The sequence below is a fragment of the Parasphingorhabdus sp. genome, from assembly GCF_059726685.1.
On the sequence record NZ_AP041068.1, the window covers coordinates 2,091,472 to 2,113,507 of the forward strand.

At 50.3% G+C, this 22,036-nt stretch carries 21 protein-coding genes and 1 tRNA gene; 17 read left to right on the forward strand and 5 right to left on the reverse strand.

The window, feature by feature from the left end; genetic code table 11:
• The 7 genes from AC6I9Z_RS10360 to AC6I9Z_RS10390 are packed head-to-tail and all read left to right on the forward strand — an operon-like array spanning position 1 to position 5,053.
• On the forward strand, positions 1-270 hold the full coding sequence (locus tag AC6I9Z_RS10360; RefSeq protein WP_461455776.1) for a flagellar biosynthetic protein FliO: 270 nt from the start codon (positions 1-3) through the stop codon (positions 268-270).
• On the forward strand, positions 267-1,028 hold the full coding sequence (gene fliP, locus AC6I9Z_RS10365; protein ID WP_461455777.1) for a flagellar type III secretion system pore protein FliP: 762 nt from the start codon (positions 267-269) through the stop codon (positions 1,026-1,028). The genes AC6I9Z_RS10360 and fliP overlap by 4 nt, the downstream gene beginning before the upstream one ends.
• Positions 1,029-1,042: 14 nt before the next feature.
• Positions 1,043-1,318 (forward strand): flagellar biosynthetic protein FliQ, encoded by a 276-nt coding sequence (locus tag AC6I9Z_RS10370; RefSeq protein WP_461455778.1) that lies wholly within the window; start codon positions 1,043-1,045, stop codon positions 1,316-1,318.
• Positions 1,315-2,097, forward strand: coding sequence for a flagellar biosynthetic protein FliR (gene fliR / locus AC6I9Z_RS10375; protein ID WP_461455779.1), 783 nt, complete (start codon positions 1,315-1,317; stop codon positions 2,095-2,097). The genes AC6I9Z_RS10370 and fliR overlap by 4 nt, the downstream gene beginning before the upstream one ends.
• On the forward strand, positions 2,097-3,239 hold the full coding sequence (locus tag AC6I9Z_RS10380; RefSeq protein WP_461455780.1) for an EscU/YscU/HrcU family type III secretion system export apparatus switch protein: 1,143 nt from the start codon (positions 2,097-2,099) through the stop codon (positions 3,237-3,239). The genes fliR and AC6I9Z_RS10380 overlap by 1 nt, the downstream gene beginning before the upstream one ends.
• 36 nt (positions 3,240-3,275) lie before the next feature.
• Entirely contained in the window at positions 3,276-4,649 is a 1,374-nt protein-coding gene (gene fliD, locus AC6I9Z_RS10385; protein ID WP_461455781.1) for a flagellar filament capping protein FliD, read from the forward strand.
• A gap of 20 nt (positions 4,650-4,669) precedes the next feature.
• Positions 4,670-5,053, forward strand: coding sequence for a flagellar export chaperone FliS (locus AC6I9Z_RS10390; RefSeq protein WP_461455782.1), 384 nt, complete (start codon positions 4,670-4,672; stop codon positions 5,051-5,053).
• On the opposite strand, the gene AC6I9Z_RS10395 is transcribed toward AC6I9Z_RS10390, so the two are convergent.
• The gene (locus tag AC6I9Z_RS10395; protein WP_461455783.1) at positions 5,054-5,641 is read right to left on the reverse strand and encodes a DUF4126 domain-containing protein; all 588 of its coding nucleotides are present in this window, start codon (positions 5,639-5,641) and stop codon (positions 5,054-5,056) included.
• Positions 5,642-5,746: 105 nt separating this feature from the next.
• Here AC6I9Z_RS10395 and AC6I9Z_RS10400 point away from each other — a divergent pair, with 105 nt between their 5' ends.
• On the forward strand, positions 5,747-6,562 hold the full coding sequence (locus AC6I9Z_RS10400) for an NUDIX hydrolase (protein WP_461455784.1): 816 nt from the start codon (positions 5,747-5,749) through the stop codon (positions 6,560-6,562).
• 98 nt (positions 6,563-6,660) lie between these two features.
• On the opposite strand, the gene AC6I9Z_RS10405 is transcribed toward AC6I9Z_RS10400, so the two are convergent.
• Positions 6,661-7,677 (reverse strand): tyrosine-type recombinase/integrase, encoded by a 1,017-nt coding sequence (locus AC6I9Z_RS10405; protein WP_461455785.1) that lies wholly within the window; start codon positions 7,675-7,677, stop codon positions 6,661-6,663.
• A 114-nt stretch (positions 7,678-7,791) separates the two neighbouring features.
• Here AC6I9Z_RS10405 and AC6I9Z_RS10410 point away from each other — a divergent pair, with 114 nt between their 5' ends.
• The 3 genes from AC6I9Z_RS10410 to AC6I9Z_RS10420 all read left to right on the forward strand — a co-directional run bounded on the left by AC6I9Z_RS10410 (position 7,792) and on the right by AC6I9Z_RS10420 (position 10,800).
• Positions 7,792-8,565 (forward strand): phage/plasmid primase, P4 family, encoded by a 774-nt coding sequence (locus AC6I9Z_RS10410; RefSeq protein WP_461455786.1) that lies wholly within the window; start codon positions 7,792-7,794, stop codon positions 8,563-8,565.
• A gap of 439 nt (positions 8,566-9,004) precedes the next feature.
• A complete protein-coding gene (locus tag AC6I9Z_RS10415) occupies positions 9,005-9,550 on the forward strand; it encodes a hypothetical protein (protein WP_461455787.1) in 546 nt (181 codons plus the stop codon).
• Entirely contained in the window at positions 9,547-10,800 is a 1,254-nt protein-coding gene (locus AC6I9Z_RS10420) for a hypothetical protein (RefSeq protein WP_461455788.1), read from the forward strand. The genes AC6I9Z_RS10415 and AC6I9Z_RS10420 overlap by 4 nt, the downstream gene beginning before the upstream one ends.
• A gap of 109 nt (positions 10,801-10,909) precedes the next feature.
• On the opposite strand, the gene AC6I9Z_RS10425 is transcribed toward AC6I9Z_RS10420, so the two are convergent.
• Positions 10,910-11,809 (reverse strand): hypothetical protein, encoded by a 900-nt coding sequence (locus AC6I9Z_RS10425; RefSeq protein ID WP_461455789.1) that lies wholly within the window; start codon positions 11,807-11,809, stop codon positions 10,910-10,912.
• Between the two features lie 562 nt (positions 11,810-12,371).
• On the opposite strand from AC6I9Z_RS10425, the gene AC6I9Z_RS10430 reads away from it, so the two are divergent.
• The 3 genes from AC6I9Z_RS10430 (at position 12,372) to AC6I9Z_RS10440 (ending at position 14,102) form a co-directional block, all read left to right on the forward strand.
• Complete coding sequence (locus tag AC6I9Z_RS10430) at positions 12,372-12,530, forward strand: hypothetical protein (RefSeq protein WP_461455790.1); 159 nt, start codon at positions 12,372-12,374, stop codon at positions 12,528-12,530.
• Between the two features lie 79 nt (positions 12,531-12,609).
• A complete protein-coding gene (locus AC6I9Z_RS10435; RefSeq protein WP_461455791.1) occupies positions 12,610-13,257 on the forward strand; it encodes a hypothetical protein in 648 nt (215 codons plus the stop codon).
• Positions 13,258-13,478: 221 nt separating this feature from the next.
• The gene (locus AC6I9Z_RS10440) at positions 13,479-14,102 is read left to right on the forward strand and encodes a P27 family phage terminase small subunit (protein WP_461455792.1); all 624 of its coding nucleotides are present in this window, start codon (positions 13,479-13,481) and stop codon (positions 14,100-14,102) included.
• 281 nt (positions 14,103-14,383) lie between these two features.
• On the opposite strand, the gene AC6I9Z_RS10445 is transcribed toward AC6I9Z_RS10440, so the two are convergent.
• Entirely contained in the window at positions 14,384-15,784 is a 1,401-nt protein-coding gene (locus AC6I9Z_RS10445) for a hypothetical protein (protein ID WP_461455793.1), read from the reverse strand.
• Positions 15,785-16,147: 363 nt separating this feature from the next.
• Positions 16,148-16,224, reverse strand: a tRNA-Arg gene (locus tag AC6I9Z_RS10450).
• A gap of 213 nt (positions 16,225-16,437) precedes the next feature.
• Between AC6I9Z_RS10450 and AC6I9Z_RS10455 the strand changes: the two genes are divergently transcribed.
• From AC6I9Z_RS10455 to AC6I9Z_RS10465, 3 genes are all read left to right on the forward strand, one after another.
• Positions 16,438-17,079 carry an RNA polymerase sigma factor gene (locus AC6I9Z_RS10455; protein WP_461455794.1) on the forward strand — a complete coding sequence of 214 codons (642 nt, stop codon included), beginning with the start codon at positions 16,438-16,440 and terminating at the stop codon, positions 17,077-17,079.
• Complete coding sequence (locus AC6I9Z_RS10460) at positions 17,076-18,146, forward strand: FecR family protein (RefSeq protein ID WP_461455795.1); 1,071 nt, start codon at positions 17,076-17,078, stop codon at positions 18,144-18,146. Before AC6I9Z_RS10455 ends, AC6I9Z_RS10460 begins: the two co-directional genes overlap by 4 nt.
• A gap of 177 nt (positions 18,147-18,323) precedes the next feature.
• Positions 18,324-21,926: a TonB-dependent receptor gene (locus AC6I9Z_RS10465; protein WP_461455796.1), complete on the forward strand. Its 3,603-nt coding sequence runs from the start codon at positions 18,324-18,326 to the stop codon at positions 21,924-21,926.
• Positions 21,927-22,036: the final 110 nt, after the last annotated feature.

A 22,036-nucleotide genomic window follows, 5' to 3' on the forward strand; every position in this document is an offset into this window, starting at 1 on the left:
ATGGTCGTCTATATCATCAAGTTGCTGGTCCTGTTGCCGATCATGGCTGGCCTGATATTCGCGGCTCTGTGGCTCTATCGCAAATACCAACCCGCGCTAATGCCAGGCTTGATGAAGGTGCAGCATAAGCGCAGCATAAAAATGCTCGAAACGCTGTCGGTGGGGAATTTTGCGAAGCTGGCCGTGGTCGAATTTGACGGGCAGAAAATTCTGTTGTCCGTTACGCGGGGCAGGGTGGAACGCATTGCAGCAAAAGCTGGTACGCCATGATCCGGGCGCTGTTTCTTTGTTTCATTGTTGCAATTTCGGGCATGGCTTTTGCCGAGCCCGCTTTTGCGCAGGACAGCGGTTCGGAAGCTCTCGGCAGGGCGCTTGATGATATCTCCGGTGATGGCAGGCCACTGACTTTGTCCCTGCAGATTTTGTTGCTGATGAGTCTGTTGACGGTGTTGCCGTCAGTGGTTTTGATGATGAGCAGCTTCACCCGGATCATCATTGTCCTGTCGATCCTGCGGCAGGCTCTTGGACTGCAGCAGACACCGCCCAATCAGGTGCTCGTCGGGCTGGCCCTGTTCCTGTCGCTTTTCGTCATGCGTCCGGTGATCGATACGATCAGCGTCGATGCCTATTCGCCCTATGGGGAAGGTGAGATACCGATTGAGGAAGCGATCAGTCGGTCCGGTGATACCCTGCATGGCTTCATGATCAAACAGACGCGGCAGTCGGATTTGAAGCTGTTTATGGAACTCGCCGACGCGCCGCCGGTTGCCGAGCCGGAGGATATTCCGTTTTCCATCCTGCTCCCTGCTTTCGTCACCAGCGAATTGAAGACCGCTTTCCAGATCGGCTTTCTCATCTTCCTGCCGTTTCTGATCATTGACCTGGTGGTTGCATCGACCCTGATGGCGCTGGGCATGATGATGCTGTCACCGACGATCATCTCGATGCCGTTCAAGCTGCTGCTTTTTGTGCTGGTCGATGGCTGGGCGCTGACCATGGGTACGCTGGCCGGGTCATTTGCGATTTAACGGAGGGAGGGAATATGACAGACAGCAGCGACTTCTTCATCGGCATGGCGCAGCAAACGCTCTGGATAACCGCGCTTGCCGCGGCGCCGATACTGGTGCCCGCATTGCTCGGCGGCTTGCTGCTCGGAATGATCCAGGCGGCAACATCGATCAACGAAGCGACATTGAGTTTCGTGCCCAAGCTGTTGGTCGTGGCTATCATGCTCGGCATTTTCGGTGGTTCAATCATGTATCTGATCGTCGATTTTACGCGCGATATCTATGACCGGATACCGGCACTATTGGTGTGATTGCATCAGGATTTTCCGGACTGGAGGAACAGCTGTGGTTGTGGTTGTTCGCCATGATCAGGCCCGGCGCAGCCTTTTTTGCGGCACCCGTCACCGGCGCGAAAGTGGTGCCCGTCCAGCTGCGGCTGATCGTCTCGTTGGCGGTCGGCATGGCGGCGGTCGGCGGGTCCGGTATCGCACTGCCGGCCGCTGGCTTGATCAGTCTCTCCGGTTTCGCCCTGATCGCCGGCGAGGTGATTATCGGCCTAGCCATCGGCTTCACGATCCAGATCGGATATGCCGCGGCTTTTGTGGCTGGCGAGACGATCAGTAACGCCATGGGCCTTGGCTTCGCATCCATGGCTGATCCGCAAACCGGGCAATCCACGCCCGTAATCGGTCAGTTTCTTTCGATCATCGCGACGCTTATTTTTCTGGCCATGGACGGCCATCTCACTCTGGCCTCGATCATCGTGCGCAGCTATGAATTTTTGCCGCCCGGCAGCGCGTTGCTGTCTGCGGATGCAGCCTTCCGGCTTGCCCATTTTGGCGGCTCGCTGTTCGTCGCGGGACTGGCGGTTGCGTTGCCGGTTGGTTCTGCCTTGTTGCTGGTGCAGATCATCATGGGCCTGCTGGCGAAGTCTGCACCGTCAATGAACCTGTTCGCGGTCGGCTTGCCGGCAACACTGATATTGGGACTGGTGATGCTCGCGATGGCGGCTCCGCTGATGATCGACGGCATTGCGCAATCGCTCGCCCAGTCGCTGGACTATGGCGAGACTGTAGCAAAGGGTAGCTGATGCCAGATGGACCGCAAGGTGGCGGAGAAAAAACCGAAGCGCCAACTCCAAAACGGTTGCAGGATAGCGCCAAAAAGGGCGATGTCCTGCAGTCCAAGGAATTAAGCGGGGCAATGGTCGTTATGGCTGGCGCAATTGGGTTTGCCGCGCTCGGCAACGCTCTGCTTGACGCTCTGGCACAGATGGTGACGAGCGGCCTGACCATAGAACCCGTTGATATTGAGCATTTCAACCCTGGCGAGCGAACCTTTCGTCATCTCGGTAAGATTATTCTACCCTTTCTCGGTCTGTTTGGCATCGCCATGATCGCCGCAATAGCAACACCCTTGGTGCTCGGGTCGATGGGTTTTCGCTGGACAGCTATGAAACCGAAAGGGGAAAGGCTCAATCCGCTTAACGGCCTGAAACGCATGTTTGGAACGAGAGGCTTGATCGAACTGGTCAAGGCGCTCGCAAAAGTAATCCTGCTCGGCTTTATCGGGTTGTGGCTGGTCTATGCAAACCTGCCGAACATGTTCGCACTGGGTGGTCAGGACATGCGTTCTTCTATCGGCGAATTTGGCGAACTTTTTATCATGATCCTCATGGTCATGGCGGTAGGTTTTTTGATGATTGCGGGCATCGATGTCCCGGCACAAATGTTTCAGCGCAGCAAGCGCCTCCGCATGACCAAACAAGAGGTCAAAGATGAACAAAAGGATATAGAGGGATCGCCGGAACTGAAGTCGGCGCTGCGCAAAAAACAGCAGGAAACATTGTCCCGCTCGGCGCGAAAAGCGGTGGAGGAAGCGACGGTGGTGCTCAACAACCCGACGCATTTCTCCGTGGTGCTGCGCTATCGTCCCGGAATGGATGCGGTCCCCGTCGTGCTGGCACGGGGCAGGGGGGTGACTGCTCTGGCAATACGCGAACTGGCCGAAGAAAAAGCGGTGCCGATGCTGCGATATCCGATGCTTACACGCGCGATATATTTCACCACACCAGTAGGCGGTGTTATCGATGAGCGACTCTATGTAGCGGTGGCGACTGTATTAGCTTTTCTATTCCGCCTCGATGCAAAAATTGCTGAGGAACTGGAACGGCCACATATTGATCTGCCGGATGAAATGCGTTTTGACAGTGATGGAAATTGTGAGACTTAGTCTAAAACTTTCGCAATGTTCGCCGTTTTTGAACTCATGTTTGGCTCAATATCCAATCTCATCAGCTCTGGCACAGGCGTAAATAGTGGACAGCTTATCACGGATCTTCTTGCGGCGTCCCGCGGTCCCAAAGAAGCGATTTTACAAAGCCGGGAGCAAGCGAATAACCTGAAGATTTCGGCCTTGGCATCCGCTTCCTCATCCCTCGATACTTTCGCGGCGGCCTTGGCTGATTTGCTGGATGGTCGTGCTTTCGCCGGTGATCTGGTTTCCAGTCAGCCTTCGCTGGCCAGCGTGAGTTTTATTGATGATGCGCGTCCGCAAGGGCTTCCGGCGGCACTCGAAATCAACCAGCTGGCGTCGCCGCGTCGGTTGGTATCCGATGTCGTGGCGGATGGTGATATCATTATTGGCGCGGGCGGTATGACGATCGTCAGCAGCAGTGGCAGTTTCGATGTCACTCTATTGGACGGTGCGGCCAGCATCACGGATATTGCGAACGCGATCAATGAAGTAGGTGCAGGTGTTTCGGCGTCAATTATCACAGATAATCATGGTGCACGCCTCATTCTGGAAGGGCAGGAGGGAGAAGATCAGACATTCACTGTGAGTGGTGATTTTGCAGACTATAACTATCCGCCAGTTGTTACTGGAATGACCTTGGTGAGCGAAGCGGCGGACGCACTCATAGTGGTGGATGGGGTGGATTTGTCCTATGGTAGTAACGTCATTGAAAATGCAATCCCGGGTGTGTCAGTAACGCTAAATGCTGCCTCGCCGGGTACGCAAATTACTATCAGCGGGGATCAGCCTACGACCACCATTTCCGATCTCGTGTCGGATTTTGTTGATGCCTATAATCAGTTGCGCAACGCACTGAACGCAGCAACTGCCGCTGGCACAGATAGCGGGACTGCCGGACCGCTGGCCGGTGATCCGGGGGTCAGGGAGATGATCCGGTCGCTGGGACAGATTGGGGCAGCAACTCTGGTCGACAGCGGCCCGTATCGCGCGTTGTCCGACATTGGTGTGAGAACCGACCGTGACGGAACGCTCTCGATTGACAAGGAACGGCTTGAAGCGGTGCTGAGCAGCGATGCCGAAGCAGTATCCAATATGCTCGATCCATTGGTGGTCGATGACAACAATCCTGGCATAGCCGGCGTCCTTCAGGCGATCCGGGATCGCTTGCAAGGCGATAATGGTGCGTTGGAAAGTTCGCAAAAACGCCTGGACCAGATCAAGGAAAATTTGGTCGATGCCTGGGAAAAACTTGACCAAGACAGTGATCGCTATGCAGCCCAGCTGCAGCAAAGTTTTGCGAATATGGATCGTCAACTGGTCGTGCTTCAAGCGACTCAAAGCTATCTCACGCAGCAGATAGCGATCTGGAACAACAATAGTGACTAAGCGCCTCGCGCGGGAGAGAAATGATGCACGATATGAGCATTGCGCAATCCGGCTATGCAGCCGCCGGGAAAGAAGCACGGGTGCTGAATGCCAACGCGCATGAGCTGGTGAATATCCTGTTTGAAGAGCTGCTCAATCTGCTCGACGAAATTCACCTGATTTATCAGCGGGGCAAATCCCGGGAAATTGTTGATCAGCAGGTCATGGCCCTGACGATTGTGGATTCCCTGATGGCCAGCCTGGATATGAAAAAAGGGGGTAATCTCGCCAAAAACCTGCATCTGCTTTACGGCCAGGTTCGCCAGTTAATTTCATCAAGGGAACCGAAAAATCTCATAAGAAATAATCGTGCAGCCCATCGGATTATGTCTGAAATCTTTTCAGCCTGGTCGGAAATCGGATAGCTAATTGCCGCTGGAGACGATTTGTCGCCACAGCCGATAGCCTTTGTAAACCAGAAAAAAACAGAGGATCAGCAACACGGATGCGATGATCAGTGCCGCCACCGGATTGGCAAAAGCCAGGAACAATAGTCCGCCCGTCGCGACATCTTCGCCCGTGGACACCACAGCATTGCTGACTGGTTCCGGACTGGTGTTCACGATGGCGCGTGCACCTGCCTTCGCGCCGTGGCTCATCAATGCCGCGCCACCGCCGAGTAGAAAGATGATAACCTGCCAAGCGGGATCACCGGAATCAACCACTGCCAAGGCGAGAAGAGCACCGCCGAGAGGGCGGATCACAGTGTGAATCGTGTCCCAAATGCTATCCAGCCATAATATTTTATCGGCAAAAAATTCGGCGATTGCGCCCAAAGCACTGATGCCCAGAACCCAGGGATTGGCTAGCGCATCCAGCATCTGCAGATTTTCGGGTAGACTGATCCACTGCAAACGCATGGCAAGACCCGTTACGAAAACAGTAAGATAGAGCCGCCAGCCCGACAAAAGGCTGACGCTGCCAGCCAGTCCCAAAATTTCAACAATGCCCATCCCCGGTAATTGCCACGAACATTGTGGCTTGGCAAATCGCGATAGTAACAGCCAAGTTTTATGCTGCGCCTTTACATTGCCGGATCATGCTGGTCATATGACACGATGACAGATCAAAATAAGCCGAACACAATTGATGCCCTGACCGGGAAACCAATGCCAAAACCCATTCCCGCCTCAACACTGGTTATTTTTCGGGATCAGCCGGGTAACACGGCACCGGACCTGTTGATGGTGGAACGTTCTGCAAAAATGGCATTTGCTGCCGGCGCGGCGGTTTTTCCAGGGGGAAGAGTCGATGATGCCGACCATGATTTTGCAAGAGCCCTTGGCCATGATGACGTCGATGAATATGGCGCGCGTATTGCGGCAATTCGTGAATCCATTGAAGAAACCGGCATCGCCGTTGCTGTTGACGGTGACCTTGCGGCAAAGCGGGTGATGGAGGCCCGTGCAGCTTTGCATGACGGTACAATATTGTCAGAAATATGCGGTCAGTTTGACTGGCAGTTAAGTCTCGACAAGCTGGTGCCTTTTACCCGTTGGTGTCCGCCTTTTGCCGAAAAGCGGGTTTTTGATACGCGCTTCTACATGATATCGCACGACGATCACGCCGCAGAAGCGACGGTTGATGAAACCGAAAATTATAATCTGTTCTGGAGTAGCGCGCAGGGCGTGCTGGATAAAGCAGACGCCGGAGAGGTCAAAATCATCTTTCCGACCAAGCGCAATCTGGAACGACTGGCGCAATTTGGTTCCTTTGTTGAGGCTGCAGAACACAGCCTCAGACATCCGGTAACGATGGTTTCTCCGACCATCGAAAAGCGCGACGATGGCGTGCATTTATGCATACCGGAGGGGATTGGATATCCCGTGACATCCGAACCGATGGATGCCGTACAGCGCGGTTTTAACAAATAGGGAAACAAGGATTGGCGCGCCCGACAGGAGTCGAACCTGTGGCCTCAAGATTAGAAGTCCAAAGGGCGTTCTTTGTAGGGCATTGTATTCATTAGAATTTATGCCTTTTTTCTGTTCGACTGTGCCGTGGAATGTGCCATGATAGTGTTGGCGGTGCGGTCAAATGCGGTGACATGTTCGTCGGGATCGATATGCGCGTAACGCATGGTTACGCTGATATCGCTGTGATTCATGGCCTCTTTGATGTCCGCAAGGTCTGCACCGGCCTGGCGTGCCCAGCTGCCGAATGTGTGGCGGAGATCGTGCCAGCGGAAATCTACAAGATCGCAGTCAGTGCGAAAGCTTTCCCATCGCCGTCTGAAATTTGTTCGGTTGAACAGATAGTCGGTTGGTGATCCGGCCATATGTGGCAGCATCATTTCCATCAACTGCGTGCTGATTTTGACAATCTGCGGTTTGCGACCTTTTCCTTTCGGGATGGTGATAGTCCGGCCTTTTAGGTCAATCTGGTGCATCTGAATTTTGAGTTGCGCCGTTTTCCTAAGTCCGGTGGATATTGCCGCAAATACTGCAAATGCCATGTCTTGATCATCATGCGCCATGCATCGGACAAATTCATCGCGAGAGAGGAACCTCACCCGCTCTTCCGATTCCTTATATTTGAGGGCCTTCCATTCCAGTCCCGGAATTTGAACCTTGTGGATCAATCGCACATGTTTGCAGGCCGCTTTCAAAATTGCCAGATCCCGATTAATTGTCACTCCGCCGACGCCTTCGCCGCGCCTGCTGGCCCGATAGTCCATGATCAAAGGGCCGTTCAGATCTTCGATCGGTAGTTTGGTGTCCATAAGCCGATCGAAATTCTCAATCTTGTTCCAGATAAAGTCGGCGCTGTCCTGATACTGGCCATGTTCTTCCCAGTAGGTGCCGAGAACATCGGTTATTTTCCATGCTCCGCCGCCTGATGGGCTGTCCTTGATTTTCTGGAGGATGCCGTAGGCGACTAGTTCCGCTTTGCGTTTTTCCGTTTCGCGCGTGCTGCTGCGATATCGCTGACCGTTCCAGGTAAAGTCATATTGGTAATTGGGGGAGCCGGGCCTTTTGAAGATACGCATCGTTGCCGACTCCTTTCGACATATTTTGCCAGATCATCTGGAGAGTAGTGAATAGACGACCGGACCTTGATAAAGTCAAGTTGACCCTCCTGTCGCAATTTGCGGAGTGTGCGAGTGGATAAGGGTGGCGCGTTGAATGAAGGGTTTGTGAAGATGGTCACCGGCGAAGACCCGGTCAGCGCGCGGCATCTGAACAAGGGTTTTTTTGTATTTGATTATCAGTTCAAGATCACGATCAGCGGTAATAACAAACCGGTTATCAAGGACACGACCGATAGTATCTGGAGCCGGATGCAGTTGACCCCTTGGGATCAGCAAATCCCAAAGTCGGAGATTGATCCGCGTTTGAAATCGAAATTGCAGGCAGAGGCCGATGGCATCTTTGCCTGGTTAATGCGCGGTCTGGTTGACTGGCGCAAAAACGGGTTGATCGAACCCGATGCGGTCAAGATGGCAACCAGTAAATATCGTGACGATAGCGATACTCTGGGTAAATTTTTGCGGCAATGCTGCCTGCTTGGTCAACATAGCAAGCAGCGTATGTGGCGGGTCAAGAAGACTGATCTCTTTATGCCTTGTTCGAAGCGTGGTGCGCGCAGACCGGTGACTATCATTTCAGCGACCGGCAATTCTCGAAAGAGATGGAAGCCAAAGGATTTGAAGACCAGCACAGCAATGGTGCCTGGTGGCTTGGTGTCAATCGAGCCGTCGAAATTGAGGATGTCAAAAACGGCGTTTGGACAGCAGCTGACGAGATTGGTCCCGACAATGAAGCGCCGGTTGATCCGCTTGCCGACCGGCCCGATGCGTTGCCGCCATATGAGCCGGATGAGGATATGCCGCTATGATCGGAGTATATCAGCCTGCAATATTGGTGGTTTCGGGTGATATTCGCCATCTTGCTCTGATTTGCCGGACGCTGGCACAAATCAGGGCTTTTACGGCGATATTGCATCGCTTTCTTTGCTCCAGTGGAGGCAAAGTGGAGGAAAGGAAAAATGGTAAATGGAGGCATTTATCGGCGGTTTTCTGCGCGTGTGGAGCATTGGAGGCAAAAATTGCACTCCCCCACATGTGCGGGCGCGCGGGCGCGCGAGAGCTATGTATATTTATCCTCCATTGCTCCATTTACTCCAATAAGAGTGGTGGTGGGCAGATAAAGAAAAATAAAAACAAACGGTTATCGATGATTTTTAAGTGGAGCCAAAGCCTCCATTTGCTCGGAAATGGAGTGGAGACTGTTGCCAGTCTGGAGCGGTTTTCCAGCGCGTATTGTTTCAATTCAAGGGTTTATCGAAATTCAAGGTTGCAGTGAAAGGTGACGACTATGCAGAATGACGCGGCGAAATTGAGTGATCAACTGGCATCGGCGCTGGGTTTGTGGACATTTGACATGGTGCAGGACCGGATGGTTGAGGCTGTCCGCACGTGGTGGCGCACGCCGGGCCGCGTGGGGCCGAGTAAGGGCAGCCCTTTTGCCAGCGATATCCCTGCAGAGTTGATCGTCAGGGAAGCCAATATGGGTGATTATGACGAGCGGGGCTATCTCGGCACGTCTAGCGATGTTCCATTGCGGCCTGCGGCGATGACGCGCGCTGATGTTGATGCGCGCGATGTTGCGAGTGACTGGATGGCATTTGTTCCTGAAAGTGATCGCAGGCTGGTCTCGCTGGCACTGGTCTATCTGGCGCGCGGTCGTGCATCGGTGCCGTGGATGCAGCTAAAGCGCGATATGGGCATTGCGGTAGGCGCTGGTGGACTGCAGCGGCGATATGAAAAGGCGATTGGTTCCGTTGCCAAGGCGTTGAACGAACATGGCGAGACTAGCCAATGTAACAACGTATCAATCCGTTTTGGATGCAATCAAGTTTGACATGGCAAATCAATGACTTCAGCGTCGGCAAAAATATAGGGGGCTATATGATTACCAAACGACTTTGCGCTGTGCTTTTGAGTTCATCTTTGCTGGCAGGATGTGGAGCGCGGGTTGCACCCTATAGTTTTGCACCACCGTCTCCGCCAAATTTTACGGTCTGCGCGAACGCGACAACGTATAAATCAGCCGAATCATTCGATTATTCCGCGCCCCAAGCTCGTCAAATTGGCAATGGGAACGCCGGTGATCAGACTGGCGATGGCCAACCACCTGAGCAAGAAGTTGTTGTAGTTGAAGGAGAGGAAGATCGACCCATTGATCTTGAGTCAGTCGAGACGGTGTGGATTGAAGAAGGGCAACCAATTCAGGGCAGAGTTCAACCTAGATTATATGCGCGTGTAGAGCCAGGCGCTGAGCGCGCTGGACTTATAGACAGGAACAAGGCGAACAGCGACAACACTAAGACTGGCAGCAGTAAAACCGGCAACACCAATGGCGATTGCACTCACAAAACAGATCCGAAAGGTGCTGTTGCGTTGGTCGATGTATATATGACGGCATATGACAATGCCTATCGTGAAAATGCGAATGGTCGGCAAGCGTTTGAGGTACCATCTCTTATAGCGACGATAGGGGGTGTTACCGCTGCTGCATTTGGTGGCAATCCCGATGCTGTAATATTTGGAGGGGCGGTTAATTCGACGCTTGGCGCAGGCAACAGTTACTATGCGCCGCAATCCAAGGCATCGATGTATGCAGATGCATTTGGTGCGTTACTATGTCTCCGAAAGATCGCTATCGGAGAAAAGGCTGCAGATATTAGCTCATCTATTCGGGAACAAAAGATATTTTTCCCCAATACAGACTTTGATGCCCAGCAGGCTGAATTCGACAGGAAGATTTATAACGCAATCGAAGGTGGAGTTTATGATATCCGCACGATATTGTCACAGCGGTTGCTTAGTGCCGGAAGCTTTACAGATGCGTCCAATATCGCCTCAGACTATAAAAAAGCGTTGGAGGAACAGATAAAACAGGAAGCAAAAGCGGAGGCAGCTAAGGAGGAGGTCGAAACAGGATCGGAGCAATTGCTCTCGCAAATGAGTCTGGATGACAGTCGCAAATCGATGAATCAGCTTCTCACCGCCCAGGTTTTTACTTTCAGGGCGATGACAAACAAACGCAATGCAGACTACACGGCAATGCAATCCGAGATTGCAACATGCATATTGCAAGCGAAGGTATAGGTTTCCACTATCGTTGGTCGCTCAATTGAATGGCGAATGACGCGCGCCGAAAAAGATAAATTAAAAGAATACAACGAGAAAAATGCTGCGACCCCTGCGCGGTCATGGGCTAGTTTTGGGACTTGAAACTGGCATTTGCTATGGTAACTTCTCGTGTTTCCAGATCAATTCGAGTGGCTATGACAGGAGTAACAGGGTTAGTTTCAATGAACGTGATTGACCAGATATCTTTGATAGACCCAAAAATTGTTTGGTAGATCACCTCAATTTTCCATGTTTCATTGATAAGAGTTTCGCCGCCGACATTTGAAAATTCTCGCAGGCCATTCAAAAATTGGAAGTTCAAATATTTTGTTCCACGGGGTGGACAATGATCCCTGCTGTTTCGATTGGTTGTTAGCCCTGCGAAAGGAAGGTTGCTATCATCGTTTAATACAAATGCATTGATCGCTAGAACATCTGTTTTTCCGGTATTTGTGCACGTCAATTTAATGCGATTCTCATAGGTAGAAGCTGAAACCACGGACATCAGTCCGCTTTCTGAGACAAGGAATGCTTGATTTGTAGCGATAGCAGCTGCTGCAGCGCTTCGTGATGCTGTCGCAGCAGTTTGCGACGCTGACAGCGTTCTTGCCACAAGATAAATTCCCAAAAGGGATAACAACAGCGATAGTGCTCCTATCATCACAAGGGAGCTTGTTGACGAAGCAGTTTCCTGTTGAGCTAATACATTGCGCTCCTGAACCGAATTAGCGTTGTTCTCTGCCAGTTTGTCAAAGGCACAAGTAATAATATCTTCAGTTTTCTCCTGATTGCATTGAGCAGCTACAATTTGGAAAATCTCGGCACGGGTTTCTGAAGAATTATCCTCCATGCGTGCGTTTGTCTGACCAGAAAAATATGCTCCTGTAGCAACGATGACGGTCAAAATTAGAAAGAAAATGACAGTAATAACTGGAAAGCCATGTTGACCCTCGGCTGTTAAATTGCTGTCGGTGTGGCTTTTCATTGCAGCGATCTAAGCAGCGGATATTGCAGTTTGCAACATTTCACAGTGGTTATTGAGAATGAAAGCGGCATTTTCCACAGCAGATGGTAAATTTTTCCACAGCGCAGGCCGCAAAAGAGCTGTGATTTTTTCAGACAATCCGATTTGTCAAATGTTTCGTGTCCATTCGCAAAAATAAAGGGTGTTCGTTTCCACAGCAAAATCTGTCACAAAACGGATAGATTGAGCGGTGCCTTTGGATGATCCTATCATCTCTCCTTAAAGGACTGCGACAACCAACATGATGTGATTTTGGTCGATTTGGTATCGTAATGCTTACGTTTAGACCTGCCCCCAATTGGCCTGATCCGTGAGCCGGTGCCGTTCAATCACCTGATTTCAATTTGATGGAGATGATGGTGTGCCCAAAAAGCCGCCAACGTTGGGATCGCTCAACGGATCATCGTCATCAAAAGAGTATGACGCACGGCGCAGAGCGTCGAAACCATCTCGGAAATGGTACAACAGCAGAGCTTGGCGGAAGCGCCGGGCAATTCAGTTAGCGGAGCATCCGTTCTGCAAGATGTGCTTTGAACGTGACGGATCAATCGTCCCGGCCAATGTCGCTGATCACCGTGATCCGCATCGTGAAGACTGGCACAAGTTCTGGTTTGGTGAGTTGGACAGCCTTTGTGCGCCTTGTCATAGCAGCGACAAGCAACGCGCCGAGAAAAATTTATAGGGAAAAGGTGTTTTGATCTTCGAAGTTGTCAATGCCAATAGGACTCGCAATTCCTTTGCGTTGTCGGCAAGACAATTAAATGATTTGGACGTATCTTGGGGACATCGGAAAAAAGGCTCTCACACCTGCTGTGCGAGTGACCGATGGTTTGCAAATTGCAGTTGCGTCTGCGCTACCTGCTGTGGCAAAATTTTTGGGTATCAAATTGCCTGAGACAATAGGCACAGACGCGCTATCTTACATCGGTGCGGTCGCGGTCGCTTTCCTCACAATACGCTTCTTCTGGGCTCCTTACGCGCTTTGGAAAGAGCAGGTTATTGACAACAAGTCGCTTAAACTAGAGCTTTCAAAACCTGAGACACTTGTAATGGTTCATATGGCGAAAGAGCGTGCGAAAAAGCGGGTCAAAATTGCCAGCTTGGTTTCTCAAATGTTGATCAAGTCACATGGGTCTGTCGATTCAGCCCAGGAACAAATGAATAGTTTGAGTATGAAAATTTTTGGATTGGCGGGTCAAAGCGGTTTTCCGTTGGAGTTTTCACAGTTTGTTGCCAGAAGTGCGGACTATTTGGTCGAGAGAAACTCAGCTAGCAATTCGAATGACAACGATTCGAATGACAACGATACCGTCGAAGTAATTAACTCTTTGATCGAATTCACTAATGGTGAAATTACTTTGGACGAGTTGAGGGGTCGATTGCCGTCAAAGATAGCAAACGGGAAATAGAGTTGAACTTCGTTCGGAGCGATGATCCCCACATCAATTAAGCTGTATTGTCGATAAAATAATGAACGGTAGGGGTGGTCTAGTCCCTTCAAAAACAAAGGGTGTAAACCGGCCCCCAGACACAAAAAAAACGGCGCGAAATTGGGGGAATATTTTTTTAGTCTAAAACTTTTTTTTAAGGAGCAGGTAGCCGCCTCGGCTGACACTGGATCGATTGAATTATGGCAAAGGGACGCAAGCCAGATCCGAACCAGGCAAAGAAGGGATATCCTGCGCGCCGCAAATCTGCGGTGATGAAGCGAGAAGAAGAAGCGCAGCGGGTTGCAGAATTGTTGCTGGAAAATTCGACCAGCGATCCGTTGCAACCACCACCGATGATCGATCAAGGGCCGCTCTATGCAGGCGCTGTTGCCGTGTGGAAAGACATGGCTCCGCGTCTGCATCGCACCTATAGATTGATGGACCAGCACCGGCCCATCTTTGCGATGTTTTGCGTTTACTATGCAGACTGGATTAGCCTGAATGACCAGCTGAAACGCGAGGGAATGACTCAACGCGTCAAAACAGTGGCGGGCGGTTTCATGATCCGGAATCATCCATCGGTGAAATTGGCGCAACAGTGCTTCGATAACGTGATGAAGCTATCACAGAATTTTGGACTGACGCCGCATGATGAATATGACCTGTTCAAAAACCAGTCTCTTGCAGGCGCTTTGAATCCCGGTTTGTTTGGGACAACACCAGCGCAAGGCCCTGCCAAAGAGAAAGCGCAGCCAGATGCTGATGAACCGCGTGTTGGGATGTTGGGTGATTTAAACTCGGTGCCGCCTTCGGCTATCAACTAATGGAGTTGCCAGACTGGCTGAAGGCAGTAGCGGACAAGCCCGAATATGCATGGGCGGTCGAGGGATGGGAAAAGGCAGCGGGGCAACCGGGATCATGGTTTGATCATGCGAAAGCTGATGCTGTTATTGATCTTTGGCCGAAGGTATTTCGGCTTACAAACGACAGATTTGCGGGCGTGCCTTTCCGGCTGTTGCCATGGCAAGAAATCGTGGTGCGGTTGTTGTTCGGTTGGAAACAACCGATCGAGGTCATTGATCCGTTAACGGGAAAGGAAACAAAACTATACCCGGAACATATTGCGAAGGCCAAGCCCGAGCAAGAAAAGCAAAATGACCGAAATCAGACTTTGCACCGAAGATATGTAAATGATCGATTGAGGGATAGTTTCTCCAAAAAGAGCGCTTGCAGAAACCGATCGAGCTTCTCTTGAGATTGGAATGAAAGGTAACATTTGTCCCAATGAAAAACTGAGAGCTGGCACAAGTCGCTCAGTCGAACTAACTTCAAATTTTCGGGCTAAATCAGAATAGACAACTGCAAATAAAGTCAATGAAACAAGCAACCAGCCTAGTGGTCGAACTACGCTACGTCCGTAGTCTCCCAGAATGCGGAAAAGAAATTCAAACAAGTTGGTGAGCCAATTGGTTTCGTGCCACCGGCGAGATTGCATTTCACCGACATGGAAGTTCAGCGCTTGTGAGTAGTTTCTGTTGTTGAGTGTGATTTCTTTCAAGCGCCGGTATCGCCGTGTATCGAGTGGATCGGCGGCCATATTTTTACTGAGTCTGCGATCTTTTACTGCCGCTTTAAAATTGCAGAAAACTCCATCGAGAATAACTTGATTGGCGAGCTTAGTTTGTGTCAAATCAATTACACATTCAAAATGCTGGTTAGCGGAAATGTTTAATGTTTGATCAAACTTCGAACCGATAAATGATAACTCTGATATTTTGGAGGCTTCTTTCAAATCTTGAAAATCTGCAGGGCCAGTAAAACTACATGACCAAAATTTGACCGTCGAATTTTCAAACTTACTTAAACTAAAACTGCTTCCGGTTGCGTCAAACACAACTTTATTGAATACGATTAAGCCGCCGTTGAATTCAGCCTCATTAAAATTGACGTTGGTTTGCTGGAAAACAATATCGCTGAAGGTGAAAAAATTGGTCTTAATTTTTGCCTTCCGAAAATCAATTTCACAGTTATTAAAGCTAGTAGCACGAAATGAAACTCTGTCGTTGCCTCTTATCGAAGCATTAAAAAAATCCACCTTTCCATCTTTGAACCGCGCATTATCAAACGAAATACTCCCATTTCCAAACTTTGTGTCACCGAACCAAACATCTCCGCTGCCAAAATTTGTTTCGTGAAAACAAACATCCCCATCGCCAAATGTCGCGCCCCAAAAATTGACTAACCCATCTCCGAATTTTACTCCAGAAAAGTCAATTCGTCCGTTTGGGAACTGATATTGTGCGAACGACCAAATATCGAACCTGCGCGCTTTGTTGTTTGGCTTAGCCGATAGGTCCAGACCAGAGAAATCGATGTCTGCTACAGGATTGAGTCTGACCCATTCGTTCCAAGCATCCTTTCCTGCCGACCACAGATCAATAACTTCCAGTCCGGCTAGCTTGATTGGATCTTCAACAACAAATTCCGTTTTCATATTTTCGGGCATAGCCAATCCATAACAATAATCAAACTATTGGCCAGCACATGATGGGAACTGGGCGATTTTGTAACCAAGGTCTGTCAATCAACGGTTCGCATCCGATCTGGCCATTATTGGACAAAAGAATATTGTGGACGAAATCGCCACTTGTTGACGTTAGTCGTCAACCGAGAAAATTTGGTCGGCATCGCAAGAATAGGATGTCTTGGTTTTGGTTAGTAGCTATTGTTGTTGTTTGCTTGACACCATTGTGCCGTGGATTGTGCCATTAGTGTGCCGCAATGTGCCATATATTTCCGTTTTGTTCCTCTTTGAACAAAGCGCCGTATTTCAAAGCATTGTCAGAAGTAGCGGAATTCTCAGGGATTTTGGCGCGCCCGACAGGAGTCGAACCTGTGGCCTCAAGATTAGAAGTCTCGCGCTCTATCCAGCTGAGCTACGGGCGCGCACCTTAGAAATCCCTGTTTCCGAAGAAAAGCTGCTTATTCGCAGTTTTCTGCGGCTCAGCGCGTAAACAGGATCGGATTGAATGTCAACCACCGGATCACCTTGTGTGGATGGCCGAAGTGACTGCAAAAGCGTGATTTGCCAGTAGCAAGACATAAGCTGAACTAATAGTATTTCACTGCCGACATAAAAGTCCAATACTTATACATTCGTTGACAAGTATTATCTTCTGCCCCTTTATTACGCCATCTGACCGGATTCGATTAGGGGCTAGATTGACATCAAGTAAAGACAATGAATCCCAGAAATCTGCTGGTATCACATCCGCTGCAGATGATCTTGACGGACAAGCGCTGCATGACGGCCTGGAGGAGCTTTTTTCACAGTTTCGTGTTCCGCTGGAAAAATATTTCCGAAAAAGAGTCTACAATCAGAATGAAGTGGATGACCTTGTACAAGACGTCTTCTATCGTCTGACATCGCGGACAGATTCAACAAAATTGGAGCGGCCAGAAGCCTTCATATTCCAGATCGCAGCCAACTTGCTACGTGACAAGGCGCGGCGCGAAGCAACCAAAAGATCATTTGCCAAGCATTTATCCGACCAAAATGAAAATGCTTTTGAGGAACTTTCACCCGAGCGCGTCTTGTTAGGTAAAGAGAAAGTAGTAGCGCTGAAAAACGCATTAAACGAATTGCCGGAACGCACACGGAATGTTTTCCTGTTGCACAGGTTTGAAGAGTTTAAATATCGCGAGATCGCGCAGCAATTAGGTATATCGATGAGTTCAGTTGAAAAGCACATGATGGATGCCATCAAGCATCTTGCACATCGTTTGGGGCCACCGGAATGATGGATCCAAATAACATGAATGCAATGAATGCGGACAACAGTGTCGAGGAACAAGCTGCCTACTGGTTTGCAAGGCTGCGTGCAGATAATGCCAGCAAAGCAGATCAAAGGCGTTTCAAGACTTGGCTCGAAAAATCACCTGAACATGCCGAGGCTTATGCGTTGCAGGAAGAAGTCTGGACGGCAATGCAGGATAGCGCTGTCGATGACGAAATTATGGCGATGCGCCAAAATGCTCTTGCTGTATCTGCAGGAGCGAACAACAATAGCTGGATGAAATATGGCGCGATTGCGGCTTCTCTCCTGATCGTTATTGTTTCGATGGTGATGCTGAATCCGTTTGGGCAAATGGGTGTCTCTGATGATGCCGATCCGTCTCGACAATTTGCGCAAGGAGAGTCGCAGTCCTCCCCTATTTACAGGACCGCCATCGGTCAGAGATCGACAGTCAACCTGCCTGACGGTTCCGTTGTGGAACTGAATACCGATAGCCTTGTCCAGATTAACTTTAGCGAGGACAGGCGTGACCTGATCCTGCTGCGCGGCGAAGCATTGTTCGAAGTTGCCAAGGATGCCGATCGTCCTTTCGTGGTGGAAGCCGATGGAAAGCTGGTGACTGCTGTTGGCACAACCTTCTCGGTTCGGCGGAGCGATGACGAAGTCCGCGTGACCCTTATCGAAGGAATCGTGACGGTCGATCAGGATGACAGTGATACTGCCAATCCGGATGCGGTGAGCAAGAAACAGCTGAAACCGGGTGAGCAGCTGATCGCGCAGGGTGACCTGCCTTTCAAAGTCAATGTGATTGACACGGCCGTGGCGACAAGCTGGAAAGATGGCCGCCTGATTTTTGACAATGAGCCACTGGGCATGATTGTTCAGGAGGTGAACAGATATTCTTCGCGTAAACTGGTGTTCGGCGATCCAACGCTTTCCGACATGCGGGTGAGTGGTATCTTTCAGGTCGGCTCCGTCGACAGTTTCGCAGCCGCCCTCGAAGCATCATTCCCTATCAGAAACAGCGCTCCAGCTGGTGAAGGTGACATTATTCTCGACTGGAAAGAATAACCTTTAGTATCTGATAAAAATAGAATTTTTCAGACTTAATATACCCCGGAATCGCAGATTCTCCATTCCCGTCCGAAAAAGATTTTGAGGGATGGTGAACCTCGCGCGTCTTACTTTTTGTGAGGCTAGTCAGCGGATGACTGACAGCCAACAGGGATAGAAAGACAGGGGATCAATATGCCGTCTCGCTCGCTTAAATTGCTGCAAGCAGCAATGTTAACTGGTGCCGCCAATATCGCAATCGTCGGATCTGCCCATGCGCAGGAACAGGTGATATCCTTTAACATGCCGGACCAGGCTTTATCCTCTGCCCTGAAAAGCTATGCGTTAAAAACCGGAAAAAATCTGGTCTATCCGCCGGAGATGGTTGCGAACAAGCGGGCAAATGCGGTGTCGGGCCGTTTGACCCCGACGCAGGCGCTGCGTTTGTTGCTGCGCGGTACATCCATTTCCTTCCGTGAAATTCAGCCCAACGTTTTGGCTCTCCGTCTCTCAGCCGCAAGGCAAATGCTGCGCAACAGGGCTGCCGCATCGGCAGCCGCTGCTTCTGCCAAGCCAGCTGTTGTTCAAAACACTTCTGCTGGAACGGCTGTTCAAGACGTTCGCTCGCCGGAAGGTGGCGGCACCGGTATAGTTTCCGGTACGGTCGTCAACACAAGCACCGGTAGTGCTTTGCGGGGCGCGCTGGTACGCATAGATGGAACAAATCTGGAAGCAGTTACCGATGATCGCGGCCAATATTATTTTCCCGCAGTCCCGCGCGGGCGGCAAGTTGTTCGGGTGGAATATCTGGGTGAGCAAGTCAAAACTGTCACCGTATCCGTGTCCCCGGGGTCGCGCCAGCAAGCCAATGTACAAGTCGGTGAAGCCAATCAAGATATCGTCGTTTTCGGTTATCGCAGTTCTATTCAACAGGCGCTGAACAAGCAGAAAAATGCGGATAACAATGCGACTATTGTATCTTCAGATTTGCTGGGTGGTTTTCCGGCGGAAACGGTTTCCGAGGCCTTGCGGCGTGTTCCTGGCGTAGCGTTCGGGCGGGATGATGAAACCGGAGAAGGATCGCGTATTACTGTGCGTGGTTTCAGTTCCGAGGCGATTAACGTACAGCTCAACGGCTTGGAAGTGCAGGGTACCGGCTTTGAACGCACCGTGGATCTCAGTGGATTTCTTACGGACAATATTTCCGAAATCACCATCCATAAATCATTGCTGCCGAGCCATGAAGCCACGGGTTCCGGCGGCCTTGTGGAGATAGAGACCAAGTCCGGGCTGGATTATGGCGACTTCTCGGCCAATTTCTCGATCGAAGGTGAAACCAACTTTGATCGCGCTTTTGGCGAGGAGTATCAGATAAACGGAACGATCGCCAAGAAGCTGACCGACAATTTCGGTATTGCAGCTTCGTTGCAGTATCGCAGGGCGGATCGCCTTAACTATACTTCTTTGGTGGTTAGCAGGATTCCACCGGTTTTTCCCGTAGGTTCAACATCGTTGTTCAACGTGCCGGCCAGCACAGAGTTTCCCTTCGACCCAGAGCTTGATAGTCAACGGCTGATAACCAGCAGCCGATATACAAGAAGTGATTCCAGGCAAGAAGCCATTGTCGGTTCCGTAAACCTGGCCTGGGACATTGCCAGCCATACCCGTCTGCGCCTTGACCTTCAGCGGAACCAGAACGACTCCCGACGCAGCAATTCCACTTCCACAATAGGCTTTGGCACATTTTTCACCAGCATGCCGATTCCTGAACTAGGTAATGAAGTCAGGCGTCGTGCTACGTTGAGTAGTTTTCGCCCCAGCATAATAGTTGGTGAGATTGATGAAAGGATCACAAGCGACAGTATCAGTTTTCGTGGCGATACTGATGTCGGGCGCTGGGAATTTGAATATAAGGCTGGATATGCCCGATCCAAAAGGCGCGGCGATAATACCAACCTCATTTCGCAAGCGGTTCAAACAAATATCTTGGATGTCATTGACCCAGAAACAGTTGTCATAAATCCAGATGACAATGCTGCAATGACACCGCGGGTGGTTAATGGGGCCTTTGTCGAAGCTGGTAATGGTTTGATTTTGCCGTCCCTTACCCAGGCAGGTTTGGATTTTATCAATGATCCATCAAACTATGACCTTTTTAGTGCTACTACAAACCCGATAGACAACCCAACCGAAACTTATAGCGGGGAGTTTCAGGCAAGATATAACACGCCGCTCGATTTTCTGAGCTATGTTGAATTAGGTGGAAAATATCAGCGAAGCAAACGCAATACCAATGGAAGCGTTACCAATGCTCGCAATGTTACCAGCCAGCGCTATCTCAGGATCTTTGGACGACCATTGTCATTGTCGGCGTTTGACGGTGGCGTTTTCGATCAGGACGGGTTCGAAAAGCTCGGAGTTGGCGGGTTTTCGATACCTTTCTTGCGCGCTGCCAATGGACTTAGCATTTTCAACCAGTTAGATAATTTTGTTGCCGATGATCCGTCCACGCCCGATTTCAACGAAGAGCGGCTTGTTTTTACGGACTTTACACAGATCGACCCGATTGAGGGCGGGGCAGGATTTTTGGTTCCCACAAAGACTATTGAAGAGAAATTTGCTGGCTATCTGGAGTCGAAGTTTACGGTTGGCCGTTTCGATCTTATTGCTGGTGTTCGCTATGAACGGGAGCGAAGATCCGGCGTGACACTTTCGTCTCAAAGCTTCCGACTAAATGAACCGGGTTTTCGCACAGAACCACGTGAGACCTTCGTAGAGCAAGGGCTAGTGAGCTTCGAAAGTACATCCGGTACTGTCGATACATGGACACCCAGCCTCTTGCTTACCTATCGACCTATCGAGAATGTGACGGCTCGTCTCGGTTATTTCCGTTCAACGGTGAATCCGGATTTCAGGCTGCTCAATCGCGGGACGACTTTTAGTGTAGATTTGCGACCCGGGTTCGGTCGTGTTACGATTTTGGAAGCAAATCCTAACCTGAAGCCGTCTACAACTGACAACTACGATTTCGACATTGCTTATTATTTCGATGATTCTCCAGGACTTGTAAGACTCGGGTTGTTCTACAAGAAGATCAGTAACAATTTTACCAATGTGTCGTTCACGCCTGTGGATAATACCGATGTTTTACAAAGATTTCGGGACCGTTACGAACCGCTTGCCGCAACACGTCCGGACCTTCTGGCGCTACCGGACGATGCGGAACTACTGGTCAATCGCCCGGAAAATGGAGAAGGCGGTACCATCTGGGGTATTGAAGGTGAGCTGATCCGGCGGTTCACTTTCCTGCCAGGTTTTTTGAGTGATTTCGGGGTTTTGGCGAATGTCACCTATACCAATGGTGATTTTCCAACTCTGGTGTCAGCCCGTGATGATGACGGTAATACTATTCAACTTAGCCTAGATCGCCCTTTGCGTGACCAGGCACGGTGGGTTTACAACCTGTCTCTGGACTATGAACGGGATGGGTTCCAAGGGCGGGTAATATATACCAGCCAATCTGCGACAGTGGAAACATTTGACGAGTTTAACATCAACTCGGTTGTTCCAGGTTATGACACGCTTGACGCGCGTTTTTCTTACAGTTTTGAAAAAGCGGGCGGGTTGTGGACAATATTTCTGGAAGGCGACGATCTTTTACGTGGTTCCAAAAAGCCGGACATTCGCCAGACAACTAGTTCCCGTTTTGGCGATGGCAACACGCCGTTTGATTTCCCAAATACGTTCCAATTCAATGGCGGTCGCACCATCACCATGGGGCTGAGGGCGAAATTCTAACGCTCATCGATTTCCCTTATCTGTTTCCTGGGAGCGGTCGTTCCCACCCAATACCCCGTATCACTCTCGGGAAACAGAGCTTTGTCGAAGGCATTGATCACTTCAAAGGT

Bases quoted from the DNA above. Each gene is read 5' to 3' on its own strand.
- AC6I9Z_RS10370 (WP_461455778.1), top strand. From the start codon at position 1,043: ATGACAGACAGCAGCGACTTCTTCATCGGCATGGCGCAGCAAACGCTC.
- AC6I9Z_RS10430 (WP_461455790.1), top strand. From the start codon at position 12,372: ATGTGCTTTGAACGTGACGGATCAATCGTCCCGGCCAATGTCGCTGAT.
- AC6I9Z_RS10395 (WP_461455783.1), bottom strand. From the start codon at position 5,641: ATGGGCATTGTTGAAATTTTGGGACTGGCTGGCAGCGTCAGCCTTTTG.
- AC6I9Z_RS10405 (WP_461455785.1), bottom strand. From the start codon at position 7,677: ATGCGTATCTTCAAAAGGCCCGGCTCCCCCAATTACCAATATGACTTT.
- AC6I9Z_RS10445 (WP_461455793.1), bottom strand. From the start codon at position 15,784: ATGCCCGAAAATATGAAAACGGAATTTGTTGTTGAAGATCCAATCAAG.
- fliP (WP_461455777.1), top strand. From the start codon at position 267: ATGATCCGGGCGCTGTTTCTTTGTTTCATTGTTGCAATTTCGGGCATG.
- AC6I9Z_RS10390 (WP_461455782.1), top strand. From the start codon at position 4,670: ATGATGCACGATATGAGCATTGCGCAATCCGGCTATGCAGCCGCCGGG.
- AC6I9Z_RS10360 (WP_461455776.1), top strand. From the start codon at position 1: ATGGTCGTCTATATCATCAAGTTGCTGGTCCTGTTGCCGATCATGGCT.
- AC6I9Z_RS10460 (WP_461455795.1), top strand. From the start codon at position 17,076: ATGATGGATCCAAATAACATGAATGCAATGAATGCGGACAACAGTGTC.
- AC6I9Z_RS10425 (WP_461455789.1), bottom strand. From the start codon at position 11,809: ATGAAAAGCCACACCGACAGCAATTTAACAGCCGAGGGTCAACATGGC.
- AC6I9Z_RS10415 (WP_461455787.1), top strand. From the start codon at position 9,005: ATGCAGAATGACGCGGCGAAATTGAGTGATCAACTGGCATCGGCGCTG.
- AC6I9Z_RS10465 (WP_461455796.1), top strand. From the start codon at position 18,324: ATGCCGTCTCGCTCGCTTAAATTGCTGCAAGCAGCAATGTTAACTGGT.
- fliD (WP_461455781.1), top strand. From the start codon at position 3,276: ATGTTTGGCTCAATATCCAATCTCATCAGCTCTGGCACAGGCGTAAAT.
- AC6I9Z_RS10440 (WP_461455792.1), top strand. From the start codon at position 13,479: ATGGCAAAGGGACGCAAGCCAGATCCGAACCAGGCAAAGAAGGGATAT.
- AC6I9Z_RS10400 (WP_461455784.1), top strand. From the start codon at position 5,747: ATGACAGATCAAAATAAGCCGAACACAATTGATGCCCTGACCGGGAAA.
- AC6I9Z_RS10435 (WP_461455791.1), top strand. From the start codon at position 12,610: ATGATTTGGACGTATCTTGGGGACATCGGAAAAAAGGCTCTCACACCT.
- AC6I9Z_RS10380 (WP_461455780.1), top strand. From the start codon at position 2,097: ATGCCAGATGGACCGCAAGGTGGCGGAGAAAAAACCGAAGCGCCAACT.